The sequence below is a fragment of the Vibrio sp. SCSIO 43009 genome (genome assembly GCF_023716525.1).
GTDB lineage: Bacteria > Pseudomonadota > Gammaproteobacteria > Enterobacterales > Vibrionaceae > Vibrio > Vibrio alginolyticus.
Window position 1 is genome coordinate 2,312,672 of sequence record NZ_CP071842.1, and the last position, 13,065, is coordinate 2,325,736.

The following is a 13,065-nucleotide window of genomic DNA, read 5'->3' on the forward strand; positions in this document are numbered from 1 at the left end:
TGTTACTCAAGTCGGATAAATACAAAAAAGGACCGAATTCGGTCCTTTTTTTGTTTTTCGCATATTGTAAAACAATCCGCTATTTAGAACTCAGTACAGCCGCCGGATTCAATCTTGCGGCACGAGAAGCAGGATACCACGTCGCAAGTAAACTAAGCACTATCGCCGTCACTGACACCAATGCCACATCTGGCCAGTGTAGTTGTGATGGTAAGAAGTCGACGAAGTAAATATCGCCCGATAAAAACTGATGACCAATTAAGCTCTCTAACCCTTTAATTAACGGAGTCAGGTTTAACGCCACTAAGACACCGATAACACTGCCGACGAGACTGCCAAATACACCAGAGAATACACCTTGCCAAACAAAGATCCGTTTGATTAGGCTATCTTTTGCTCCCATTGTTCGCAAAATTGCGATTTCCGCCGCTCGGTCTTTCACTGCCATCATCAACGTAGACACAATATTAAAACATGCCACGCCAATCACCAGTACCATCACCAAGTACATAATGGTGCGCACGAGCTGAATATCGCGATACAAAAAACCAAACTTTTGCTGCCAGCTTTTCAAATACACATAAACATCAATCATGCTACCAACCTCGCGAACAATAGAAGGCGCATTGAGAACATCGTCAGTTTTTAGTGAAATGCCAGTGACCCCTTCCCCTAATCTCGCGTATTGCTGAGCATCCGCTAATGGTACTAACGCTAGAGAGTGGTCGATTTGGCCATTCAATGTTAAGAACCCTGACACCTTCACGCGCACTCGCTTAGGAGCCTGCACTTTATTTGCGCCGCCTGTTTGCGGAATCATCAACGTAACGTAATCCCCCACGGCGACATTTAGCTCGTTTGCTACACCTCGTCCTAAGATCACTTGCTGCTGACCGGCATAAAAGTTTTGCCAAGCTTCTTGGTCAATAAAATTCGATAAGCTCGACACCGCTTGCTCGAAAGTAGGCTCTACACCACGAACTTCTATCGCTTTTAGCTTACTGCCTTTTTCTGCCAAGCCCGTAAAACGAACGTACGGTGCTGCCGCAACAACATGTTCATGTTTTAGAGCTTGATTCATCGTTTTGGTGTAGTCATGAAGTGGTCCATTAACACCTTCTAACTCGCCGTGTGGGATCACAGACAACACACGCGATTGCAGCTCGCGCTCAAAGCCATTCATTGCAGACAAACCGATAATGATCACAGCAACGCCAACCGCAATACCAATAGTCGAAGAAAGCGATATGAAAGACACCATCTTGTTGCGCTTTTTCGCTCGACTGAAGCGACCACCAATCATCAAAGCTAAAGAGGTAAACAAAACTAGCCCTCCGCAGATGCTGTATCAGTCACAAAACGATCTACGAGCAAACCATCTTGCATGTGCATTTGACGATCCATTTTTGCTGCCAGCTCTTTGTCATGCGTGACAACCAAAAATGCAATGTTTGACTCTTTATTGAGCTCGCGCATCAAATCATAGATAGACAGTGCCGTATTGTGATCTAAGTTCCCCGTAGGTTCATCAGCCAAGACCAGATCAGGTTTATTCACCAATGCACGCGCAATCGCAACACGCTGACGCTCACCGCCCGATAACTCGGAGGGTCTATGTTGCATCCGATGACTCAAACCAACTTTATCTAACAGCGCTTTAGCCGCCTGTTTTGCATCCGCTACTTTAGCACCGCCAATCATCAGTGGCATCGCCACATTTTCAAGCGCAGTAAAGTCAGCCAATAAGTGATGAAACTGGTATACAAAACCAAGGTGCTTGTTGCGTAATGCCGCCTGTTTGTTCAAGCTCAAAGCTGATAAGTTTTGCCCTAGAAAATCAACTTCACCATGAGTTGCGTCATCTAACGCACCTAAAATATGCAATAAGGTACTTTTTCCCGAACCAGAAGAGCCAACAATAGAAACCAACTCCCCTTTGTCGATATCGAAACTTACGCCTTTCAACACTTCCGTATCTAACGAACCCTCTCGGTAGACTTTACGAATATCACGACATTCTAATAGCTTATTCATAGCGAAGTGCCTCAGCAGGTTTAACAGAAGATGCTCGATAAGAAGGATAAAGCGTAGCAGCAAGGCTAAGAGCAATCGCCAACACCACCACTAAAAGAATTTGCAGTGAATCAATCAAGATGGGTAGATGACCACCAAAGCTGAATAGCGCCACACCAGCAGATTCAAGAATCGCATTTAGATTAAGTGACAAGATCACGCCCGCGGCGCCACCAACAATCGCGCCAATTACACCACTGCTTGCACCTTGCACCATGAAAATGGTCATCACTTGAGATTGAGTCATGCCTTGAGTTTTCAATATTGCGACTTCTGATTGCTTCTCCATTACTACCATGATTAAAGCGGAGATAATATTGAATGCAGCGACACCCACAATTAGACCTAGCATAAGTCCCATCATGTTCTTTTCCATTTTCACCGCTTGGAAAAGCTCACCACGCTGTTCGCGCCAATCACTCCATTGCCACCCATCAGGCATGGGTTGGTCAGCAAAATCCGTCACCATAAATGGGTCAGAGAAAAAGACACGCCAACCAGAAACCGTGTCTTTAGGGAAACGCATCAGCTTAGATGCATCCGTCATGTTCACAATCATTAATTGACCATCAACGTCCGATCCCGTATTGAAAATGCCTGAGACAGTAAAGTTTCGCTGGCTAGGAATACGACCAAGTGGGGTAAACTGCGTCGCGTTGGTCACCATCAAGCGCACTTTATCCCCGATTGAGACCTTTAGTGAACGCGCCAAACTGTGACCCAAAAATACATTGTAGTCACCTGCTTGAAGTGACGATAATCGTCCGGCAATCAAATGGTTGCTAATCGGATCGCCTTTCTTAGGTTCAATACCGATGAGGTAACCAGCCGTCAGCTGTGCAGAACTCTGAATAACAGCCTCTCCTCTAACGATAGGCTCCGGCTGAGATTCACTCGACATCGCTTGAACAAATGGAGGGGCAGACTCGGTCATAGGCGTTTTTCCATCGTGTTGCGAAACAACGGCATGAGGTAGCACACCTAAAATGCGTTCTTTTAACTGCGATTCAAACCCGTTCATCACAGAAAGAACCGTCACCAACGCCATTACACCGATCGTAATACCCGCCGTCGACATATAAGAAACAAATCGGCTGAACCTATCTCCAGAGCGTCCCCGAAGATACCTTAAGCCAATAAACAATGAGATAGGATGATACATATAAGACAAACCAACTGGTTGTTTTGATATAAAGCTTTAGCGGATTATCTTACCTTACTCTTCTCATTAAGAAGACAAGAGAATCGCTAAATTTGTCAACGACATGCAATAAGTCTGTATTTAAGGCAAAAAGTTCAAGGACAAATCGGCTAAACTTGATAACTTCATTCAGTTAGCGATAATCAGTGCCCTATTTCTCTTTGTTTGTTGAGTGAACAGGGAGCGCTCACTGGCAAAAGGATCGACTATATGACAGAGCAAGAATACTTTACCGTCCATCATAACCTCACCATCAACGTCGAAACGTTGAGTGCGGACTTTGCTTTGCCAGATGAAGAAACATTTGCCTCCGAAATTCCAGCACCATTTATTGTCGCCAGTGAATTTAGTCACTTAGATATGTTGGCAGACAACGCGCGTCTAGAGCTGAAAAACAAAGAGTTAAAGCATGTGATCAACTTGCTTGATACGCAAAACGCGAAACTTAACCTCTTGTTGAGCTTTATGCTTTCACAACAAGATGACGCCTCCATTCGATATCAAACGACGCAGTTTGGTGCTAGTCAACTCAGTTTCCGCTCAGATACAGCGTTAACTACTCAACAACTCGTTCGTGTTAAACTGTTCCTCGATCACCCTGCTGCGGCGATTTACTGTTACGCTCAAGTAGAAGAATGTGATGCTTCAGAGCAAGATTTCATTATCACGCTTAGATACAAGATGCTCCGAGAATCTGATCAAGATTTACTGATAAAGGCGGCACTGTATCAACAACAAAAACTTTTACGTCAGCGCTCGATGGAGCGAGATAAAAAATAATTCCTATGACAAAAGCAACGATTCTTTCCGTCACCAACCCTTCAGAGCGTGGCGACAAAAAACAGCTAGGTAATTTGCCGGGCGCAGCTCTACCTCTAGCCATTGCAGAGCTAGCCAAGCAGCATTCGAGTCACTCGCTACTCGTTGTGCCTGACCCGCAAATCGCTTTAAAGCTTCAGGCAGAGATTGAGCAATTCACCGACCAAACGGTAAGCCTGTTCCCCGACTGGGAAACGCTGCCTTACGATAACTTTTCTCCGCATCAAGAAATCATCTCTGAACGTATCGCACGCCTATACCAACTGCCAAGTCAACGTGATGGCATAACCATCGTTCCGGTCAGTACAGTATTGCAACGCCAATCGCCACGTGATTTTCTGTTGCAACACACTTTAATGGTGAAAACTGGTGATCGGCTCTCGCTAGAGAAGTTACGTGTACAACTTGAAAATTCAGGCTACCGCCATGTAGATCAAGTATTTGGACCAGGTGAATATGCAAGTCGTGGGTCTATTCTGGATCTCTTTCCTATGGGCAGCAATGACCCGTACCGCATCGACTTCTTTGATGATGAAATAGATACCATTCGCACGTTTGATCCAGAGAACCAACGCTCTATCGACGATATTCAGCAAATCCAATTGCTGCCTGCACATGAGTTCCCAACCACTAGAGAAGCGATTGAAGATTTCCGTACACGTTGGCGCACCCAGTTCGACGCACGCCGCGAGCCTGAATCAATCTACATGCAAGTGACCAAAGGCACGTGGCCCGCTGGTATTGAGTATTGGCAGCCGCTGTTTTTTGACCATACCGAGACTTTATTTGAATATTTGCCAGAAGACTCTCAAGTCATCACATATGGTGATATCGAATCTGCGGTCGATACTTTCTTAGCCGATGTCGAATATCGATTCGACCAGAAAAAAGTTGATCCGCTACGTCCTCTTTTGACTCCTGAACAGCTTTGGTTGAAAAAAGACGAACTTTTCAGTCAACTAAAACAGCTCCCTATCGCTCAATTGAGCCTAGATAAAGTGGTTAAGCGTGCCGGTCGTCAAAACCTACCCGTACAATCGTTAGCCGAGCTTGGCGTTCAGCAACAAAATAAAGAGCCGCTCTCGCGCCTTCGTCAGTTTAGTGAGCAATTCAGCGGAAAAATCGTTTTCTCGGTAGAGTCAGAAGGTCGTCGTGAAGCACTAACGGAGCTGTTGCAAGGCATCAAAGTTCGGCCAGTCGTACATGGCTCACTTTACCAAGCTCTAGACTCGGGTGATCGATTCAGCTTGATCTTAGGCGCAGCAGAGCATGGTTTCATTCACGAAGAGCTGAACTTCGCTCTGATCTGTGAAAGTGATCTACTCGGTGACCGTGTTATCCAGCGACGCCGCAAAGATAAAAAAGCCGTCAACAGTGACACCGTTATTCGCCATCTTGCGGAACTAAAACCCGGTCAACCTGTGGTTCATATTGATCACGGTATTGGCCGCTACATCGGTTTACAAACACTTGAAGCCGGTGGTATGAAAACGGAATACGTCACTCTTGAGTACCAAAACGATGCCAAGCTCTACGTGCCAGTTTCATCACTGAATCTTATCAGCCGTTATTCTGGCGGCGCTGAAGAGAGTGCGCCACTGCATAAATTAGGTGGTGAAGCGTGGGCAAAAGCACGTCGTAAAGCGGCAGAAAAAGTGCGTGATGTCGCGGCAGAATTGCTGGATGTGTATGCTAAACGAGAATTAAAACCTGGCTTCAAATTTGAGCTAGATCGTGGGCAATACGCAACATTTAAAGCAACATTCCCGTTTGAAGAAACAGATGACCAAGCGATGGCCATCAATGCCGTCTTGTCAGACATGTGCCAGGCAAAAGCGATGGATCGCTTAGTGTGTGGTGACGTGGGCTTTGGTAAAACGGAAGTCGCTATGCGCGCAGCATTTGTCGCAACGGATAACAGTAAACAGGTCGCCGTACTCGTACCAACAACCTTGCTTGCTCAGCAGCATTTCGAAAACTTCCGTGACCGTTTTGCCAACTTACCAATCCGAGTTGAAGTACTGTCTCGTTTTAAATCTGCCAAAGAACAAAAAGTCATTCTGCAAGACGTTGCCGATGGTAAAGTAGACATTGTCGTTGGTACGCATAAGCTGCTTTCGAGCGACATTAAATTCAAAGATTTAGGTTTGTTGATCGTTGATGAGGAACACCGCTTTGGGGTTCGTCAAAAAGAAAAAGTCAAAGCAATGCGCGCGGATGTGGACATTCTTACCCTCACCGCAACACCAATTCCACGCACACTGAATATGGCAATGAGTGGCATGCGAGACCTGTCGATCATCGCGACACCTCCTGCACGCCGTTTAGCCATTAAAACCTTTGTTCGACAAAAAGAAGAGCCAGTGGTCCGTGAAGCGGTACTGCGTGAAATTATGCGTGGTGGTCAGGTTTACTTCCTGCACAATCAGGTTGAAACCATTGAAAAAACGGCAGAAGACTTACAGAAGCTCATCCCAGAGGCACGCATTACCGTGGCTCATGGTCAAATGCGCGAGCGCGAACTTGAGCGAATCATGAATGACTTCTACCATCAGCGCTTTAATGTGTTGGTGTGTACAACCATCATCGAAACCGGTATCGACGTACCAACGGCGAATACCATAATCATGGATCGTGCGGACAATCTTGGCTTGGCGCAGTTGCATCAATTACGTGGCCGTGTTGGACGTTCGCACCATCAAGCCTATGCTTACTTATTAACGCCACATCCAAAAGCCATGACCAAAGATGCCATCAAGCGTCTTGATGCGATTGCTTCACTGGAAGACTTAGGTGCTGGCTTTACGTTAGCAACCCACGATTTAGAAATCCGTGGTGCTGGTGAGCTGCTTGGTGATGAGCAAAGTGGGCAAATTCAATCCGTTGGTTTTACACTTTATATGGAAATGCTGGAACAAGCAGTGCAAGCATTAAAAGAAGGCAAGGAGCCATCTTTGGATGAGCTGCTTCGTGAGCAAACTGAAGTGGAAATGCGAATCCCAGCGCTCTTACCAGATGATTACATTCCGGATGTAAACACACGACTGTCGATGTACAAACGCATTGCGAGTGTCACAAGCAGTGATGAACTATCAGAGCTAAAAGTGGAACTGATTGATCGCTTTGGTCTGCTTCCAGACGCAACAAAGAACTTACTTGCCGTCTCAGAATTGAAAATTTCGGCTGGTAGTTTAAAAGCGAAAAAGATAGAAGCCCATGATAAAGGTGGATTTATCGAGTTTTACCCTGATGCTGACATAAATCCAGCGTATTTAGTTAAACTGTTGCAATCACAGCCGCAAAAATTTGCAATGGAAGGTCCAACTAAGTTCAAGTTTAGCGTACCATTGGTGGACCGACGTAAACGCATTCAGTTTGTTCAAGACTTACTGAATGATTTTAAACAGAATTTATTACCAACGAGCTAATAGTCGAATGAGAATACTGATCCCGTTATTGCTTCTATGTGTCTCAATGCCCTCTTGGGCACAGCGCCAATTTGATATTGAAGTGATCATTTTCAAGCGAGCAGTCGACGCTGAAAGCACAACAGAATCTTGGCCGAATCAACTGCCAAAAATCGATATGGAAAATGTCGGTAGCCTAGAGAGTGAATCCTACCGCCGCTCTAAAGGCGTGACACTTTTGCCAAGTTCTTCTTTCCGTCTCAACGCGCAAGAAGCGGCACTAAATAATCATGCCGGCTTTAAAGTGCTTAAACACGTAGCCTGGCGTCAAGGTGACCGAGGTAAATCTAGCGCCCCAATTTTCCGCATCGTTGGCGGGCGAGATTTCTCTGATTCTTATCAAGCAGATGGCCGCCCAATCAATGGCAATAGTAATCAAACATTTTCCAGCGACGGTTACAGTAAAGAGACGGTCAATGGTCCTTTATATGAACTAGATGGTCGATTCCAAATATACGTACAGCATTACCTCTTCGCCGAAACAACACTAGATCTGCGCGAACCAAGTGTTAGAGAGGTGCGTTTTGAACCAACCTCAACTGAGCAATTGGCGGATGACTTAGGTGAAGTAGATGGTAACGTCCAAGTCGGTAACTTGGCAGAAATATCGCCGACAGTAACCGAAGAGAAATTCCTGAAGAGTTATCGAATGGATCAAAAACGTCGTATGCGTAGCAGCGAGACTCATTACCTAGATAACCCGTTGATGGGTATGATCATTCAAGTTCGTCGGGTTCGATAAGCACGAGCGGTTCGACAAAGCGCAGCAAAGCTGCGCTTTGTTTTTATCTGCTATACCTCAGTTATTCCTAACCAACGCAGAGCAAGGAAAATAGCTGCGTTCAAGTATAAATAGACAGCTTTCAATTTACTTACACTCAACATGGAAGTCGTATTAGTTCATGAGTCCAGACTTTGAAATCATTGCGCCCCGCTTAGCGCTCAAGCTCATCCCTGCTGAAGAAGCACATTCACTACAACGATTACTTGCAGAATCCCCTTCGCTGCACCAATGGCTTGACTGGTGTGATAAAAACGTCACATTGAAAACCGCGCAGGACTTTCTGTTGGCAACCCGTCTTAACTGGGTCAAAACTGAGGCTTTTGGTTTCGGTATCTATGAGCGGCAAAGTAACACTTTGGTTGGAATGGCAGCGGTTAATGAGTTATATCATACGTTTAATATGGCGAGTATTGGTTACTGGGTTGCCGACCGCTATCAACGGCAAGGCTATGCCCAAGAAGCCGTTAAAGCCTTAGCAGAATTCTGCTTCGCAAAGCTAAGTTTAACTCGACTAGAGATTGTTTGTGACCCCGACAACGAAGCTAGCCAAGCCTTAATTGAGTCCGTCGGTGCACAAAAAGAAGCCATCGCCAGAAACCGGTTTATTTTTCAGGGTGAGCCTAAAGATGGCGTTGTGTTCTCACTTTTACCGACAGATCTAACATAAACAAAAAGCCACCGACTTGCGGTGGCTTCTGCATTTTTTAAGATACAACACATCCACACAGAGTGGATTTAAAACCTTAGTGCAGCTTAAGGTTTGGACGCAGCACGCGATTAATGCGGCCGACGAGCATCATCAGACCGGTTTTGAATACACCGTGCAACGCCATTAGGTGCATGCGATACAATGAGATGTAAACGACACGAGCAATACGGCCTTCTACCATCATCGACCCTTTAGTTAGGTTCCCCATCAGACTACCAACGGTTGAGAAGCGACTTAGAGACACTAATGAACCGTGATCTTTATATACATAGTCTTTCAACTCGCGCCCGTTGATCTTCGCGACGATGTTACTAAATGCCTGGCTTGCCATTTGGTGTGCAGCTTGAGCGCGTGGCGGCACGAACGAACCGTCAGACTGGGTGCATTGTGCTAAGTCACCAATAACAAAGATGTCATCATCTCGTGTTGTCTGTAGTGTGTTTTTCACTACAAGCTGATTAATACGGTTCGTTTCTAAGCCAGCGATATCTTTAATAAAGTCTGGAGCTTTGATACCCGCAGCCCAAACCATGATTTGAGCTGGGATCTTCTCACCATCTTTTGTAGTAAGGCCATCTTTTTCAGCTTTAGTCACCATAGTGGCGGTGCGCACGTTTACGCCCAACTTCACCAACTCTTGATGAGCAGCAGAAGAGATTCGTGGAGGTAACGCTGGTAAAATACGCTCACCTGCTTCAATCAGATTGACGTTCAACTTGCTAGAGTCAAGATCACCGAAGCCATAAGTGCGCAGCTCTTTAACAGCATTATGTAACTCAGCTGATAGTTCAACGCCAGTTGCACCAGCACCAACAATCGCAATATCGACCGTACCGTTACCGTTTTTCGCGTGCAGCTTTAGGAACTCGTTGTTCATTTCTGTACGGAAACGGTGTGCTTGCTCAGGGCTGTCTAGGAAAATACAGTTTTCACGAACGCCAGGCGTGTTGAAGTCGTTTGATGTCGAGCCAATTGCCATCACTAGAATGTCGTATTCTAGCTCACGGCTTGGCATAAGAAGTTCACCGTGTTCGTCTTTAAGCTCACTTAAGATGATCACTTTACGTTCACGGTCGATGTCTTGAAGACTACCCATTTGGAAGTCGAAGCTGTGGTTTTTTGCATGAGCTCGATAGCTCAGTGCATCTACTCCTTCGTCCAAAGAACCTGTAGCAACCTCATGCAATAATGGCTTCCACAAGTGGCTCGCTTTTCGATCGACTAGCGTAATTTGCGCACGGTTTTTGCGACCTAGAGTTCGACCAAGCTTAGTTGCCAACTCAAGACCACCTGCACCGCCGCCTACAACGATAATGCGTATCACAATGATTTTCCTCTACAAAAATGAATATATGGGGTTCAGCTCGATGCATGACTCACAAACATTTGTGGCATCCATCCAACCGATGAATTCTTGGTTCTTAGAGGTGTCTCAATTACTTGGATTAAAAAACTGCCACTCACCTTGATTCTTTATCTATCAATGACTTGTCAGGGTTTGGCACGTTTATCTGGTACGCATACGACGCCAGAATTTTTGGGCAAGTTTATTACTCGCTCTCAATTTTTTTTGATATTTATCAAATTATTTTAGTCCGGTTCATTATATAGAGACCAACTTTGAAGGCAACCAAAATCCGTGTAACGAGTACGGATTGACTACTTTTCGACTACTCTACAACAAGGTGTTCGTGCTACATAGGAGGGAAGTAAGAAAACGGTAAGGAGAACACAATATTCAAAGCGTTAAACCAAGAAAATGTGCCTTTCAAAGAGACAGTGGCTCGGCATACTCAAGAGAAGGAATCGCAGCAAAGCAGCCGATAAAAACGCCGCTTTACTGTCTACACTCAACATTAATAAGTATTTTTAAATGCCTTTATCGCTTGTAAATGATGAGAGATTTTTTTGAACTTATGAGACTGAGTTTCATCCCAAATGATTTGATAGTGTTTTTCTAGCTCAGCTGCCGTTTTCGAGTTGTCATGCACTTCATCATCTTTAGAGAGAATCACTAAGCAGTGAGCTTGATTTTTCGCTCGGAACTGATCAACACATTTTGTTGCGATATCTTCGTACTCTTCTGGGCGATCGATTCGACCAGCCATCGTTTTTTCTGGGTGCAAGTTCGGGTTGAACATCACTTGCTTGATACCGCATAGAAAACCAATTCGCTCAGACCAGTAACCACCTAAACCAACCCCACAGATTAACGGGTTTGGGTCATCAGATTGATCGATAACTTTAGACACTTCTTTTAACAAGTGTTGCATGTCGTGCTTTGGGTGAAGGGTGCTGTAATTGATAAAACGAACGTCGTCGTCGATAAATTGCAGTTGAAGAACTTTTTCGTGGTTACCCGGGCTTGTACTGTCAAAGCCGTGTAAGTAAATAATCATGTGTACCTCTCCCTGTGTGTATCTGGTACTTTTATTAAAACTACCACTATTTCCTTACTGTTAAAGGGGAAAACATCACGAGTTCTCAAAACAGTGATCTTCCATACACAATGAGCCTTTCAACTCATACGCACTGTTTAAGTATTGTTCAGTTCCCCACAATTTATAGGCAAGTAGATACCAGAGCATCGCCATCACCAAGGTTCTTGGTTGCCAAGCGTGTACACCTCTCAGCCAAAGAGACACATCTTCGATACCTCGAATTTGGCAATACTGCTTTACCGCTTCTTCCACAGGCGCATTCGCGACCTGAATAGTTAAGGTCAAATCAAGCCTAGGGTCAGCAATCCCGGCATACTCCCAATCAATGACTTTCACCCCACTCTCCCCTCGCACTAGGTTGTAACACCCCAAATCGAAGTGACATAGGGCAAGCGGAACAGGTGCAACGTTCGGTTCCGTGCGCCACTTCATGTACAAAGCCTCAAACTCCGTACCCACATACTGACCATCAAGCTCAAGCCAATAATGATCGATGCGAGAAATATATGAAAATGGAACCAAAGGAATTGCGCTTATCGGATATTGATGAATCTTCGCCGCAATGGATAATAAATCGCTTAGTGCTAAGCCTGACTCCGTCAGTGCCTCTCCTTCTATCCATTCCACCAGCAACCCTTGCTCATGAATAAAAACTGGCTTGGGGACAATTTCCAATGAAGAGACTGCATTCAGCACTTGATATTCACTGTGACGAGAAATTGAAAAAGCCTTGCAGACATGACTGGTCGGTCGCCAGATGTATGCAAGGCCTTGAGAAGATTCCAACCGCCAACAACGGTTGGTGAGCCCCCCGGTAACAGTTTGTACTTTTACCGGAGGCTCCGTAAAGAAGCCATCGAGAGCGTTAAGACTCGGATCTAACTGTTTTGCTTGTTGCCAAGAAAACCATGCCATTGATGACTTCTCCACCCTGTTCGATTAAAGACCGAATAGGCTCTTAGATTGCGCTTTACGAATTTCAGTTTCATCCGCCCACTCAATCAAACCTGTTTCTAGGTCCATTAGGCGCATGGTCATCTTGTAGTATACATCTTTATCGCTACCTGCATTTTTCACAATGCTAGATAGGTTGCCGTAAAGCATGTATTGAGCACCAACCATTTTACCAAATTGGATAGCTGTGCTTTGGTTAACAAGCTCATCCGTGTTTTGGAAGTTAAGTTGTTCACGCACAGACTCAACACGATCCATATCAACAAAACGGAACTTACCTGAGTTCAACATCTTAGTAGAGATCGTGTCAGTAATGGATTCAGTGTCAATATGTTCACTGGTTTTGTTCTTAATTCGCTCAACAAAAACGATAGGACGTTGGTCACGAGTAATTGCTGCTACAGAGCCCGACATCATCATGCTATCCACCATTTCAGCCGCGATTTTTTGTAAATCTGTTGAGCCAAAATCGATAGTCGTGGTTTCTGTTGCTTGCGCATCGCCGTAAGAGACTTTGTTAGAACAGCCACCTAAAATGACGGCAAGACCTAAAAGAGCAATAATACTTTTTTTCATGAGAGTTCCTTAGTTTTTCAATACCAGCGCATCGTTAGCGC

At 45.1% G+C, this 13,065-nt stretch carries 11 protein-coding genes; 4 read left to right on the forward strand and 7 right to left on the reverse strand.

Annotated features, from left to right (window positions below):
• Window positions 1-79: 79 nt before the first annotated feature.
• The 3 genes from lolE to lolC are packed head-to-tail and all read right to left on the reverse strand — an operon-like array spanning window position 80 to window position 3,235.
• Window positions 80-1,324 carry a lipoprotein-releasing ABC transporter permease subunit LolE gene (gene lolE, locus J4N43_RS10705; RefSeq protein ID WP_017820016.1) on the reverse strand — a complete coding sequence of 415 codons (1,245 nt, stop codon included), beginning with the start codon at window positions 1,322-1,324 and terminating at the stop codon, window positions 80-82.
• A gap of 2 nt (window positions 1,325-1,326) precedes the next feature.
• Entirely contained in the window at window positions 1,327-2,034 is a 708-nt protein-coding gene (lolD, locus tag J4N43_RS10710) for a lipoprotein-releasing ABC transporter ATP-binding protein LolD (RefSeq protein WP_053349431.1), read from the reverse strand.
• Window positions 2,027-3,235 (reverse strand): lipoprotein-releasing ABC transporter permease subunit LolC, encoded by a 1,209-nt coding sequence (gene lolC / locus J4N43_RS10715; RefSeq protein ID WP_053349430.1) that lies wholly within the window; start codon window positions 3,233-3,235, stop codon window positions 2,027-2,029. Before lolC ends, lolD begins: the two co-directional genes overlap by 8 nt.
• Before the next feature lie 249 nt (window positions 3,236-3,484).
• On the opposite strand from lolC, the gene J4N43_RS10720 reads away from it, so the two are divergent.
• The 4 genes from J4N43_RS10720 to J4N43_RS10735 all read left to right on the forward strand — a co-directional run bounded on the left by J4N43_RS10720 (window position 3,485) and on the right by J4N43_RS10735 (window position 9,011).
• Window positions 3,485-4,054, forward strand: coding sequence for a hypothetical protein (locus J4N43_RS10720; protein ID WP_017634743.1), 570 nt, complete (start codon window positions 3,485-3,487; stop codon window positions 4,052-4,054).
• Between the two features lie 5 nt (window positions 4,055-4,059).
• Window positions 4,060-7,521 carry a transcription-repair coupling factor gene (gene mfd / locus J4N43_RS10725; protein ID WP_053349429.1) on the forward strand — a complete coding sequence of 1,154 codons (3,462 nt, stop codon included), beginning with the start codon at window positions 4,060-4,062 and terminating at the stop codon, window positions 7,519-7,521.
• 7 nt (window positions 7,522-7,528) lie between these two features.
• A complete protein-coding gene (locus tag J4N43_RS10730; protein ID WP_080996815.1) occupies window positions 7,529-8,302 on the forward strand; it encodes a peptidoglycan binding protein CsiV in 774 nt (257 codons plus the stop codon).
• 160 nt (window positions 8,303-8,462) lie between these two features.
• Window positions 8,463-9,011, forward strand: coding sequence for a GNAT family N-acetyltransferase (locus J4N43_RS10735; protein ID WP_053349427.1), 549 nt, complete (start codon window positions 8,463-8,465; stop codon window positions 9,009-9,011).
• A gap of 76 nt (window positions 9,012-9,087) precedes the next feature.
• Here J4N43_RS10735 and J4N43_RS10740 read toward each other — a convergent pair whose 3' ends face one another.
• The 4 genes from J4N43_RS10740 to lpoB all read right to left on the reverse strand — a co-directional run bounded on the left by J4N43_RS10740 (window position 9,088) and on the right by lpoB (window position 13,024).
• On the reverse strand, window positions 9,088-10,377 hold the full coding sequence (locus J4N43_RS10740) for an NAD(P)/FAD-dependent oxidoreductase (protein ID WP_053349426.1): 1,290 nt from the start codon (window positions 10,375-10,377) through the stop codon (window positions 9,088-9,090).
• A 532-nt stretch (window positions 10,378-10,909) separates the two neighbouring features.
• On the reverse strand, window positions 10,910-11,452 hold the full coding sequence (ycfP, locus tag J4N43_RS10745) for an alpha/beta hydrolase YcfP (protein ID WP_005378464.1): 543 nt from the start codon (window positions 11,450-11,452) through the stop codon (window positions 10,910-10,912).
• 75 nt (window positions 11,453-11,527) lie between these two features.
• Complete coding sequence (thiK, locus tag J4N43_RS10750; RefSeq protein WP_053349425.1) at window positions 11,528-12,409, reverse strand: thiamine kinase; 882 nt, start codon at window positions 12,407-12,409, stop codon at window positions 11,528-11,530.
• A gap of 24 nt (window positions 12,410-12,433) precedes the next feature.
• Window positions 12,434-13,024 (reverse strand): penicillin-binding protein activator LpoB, encoded by a 591-nt coding sequence (gene lpoB / locus J4N43_RS10755; RefSeq protein WP_005378467.1) that lies wholly within the window; start codon window positions 13,022-13,024, stop codon window positions 12,434-12,436.
• Window positions 13,025-13,065: the final 41 nt, after the last annotated feature.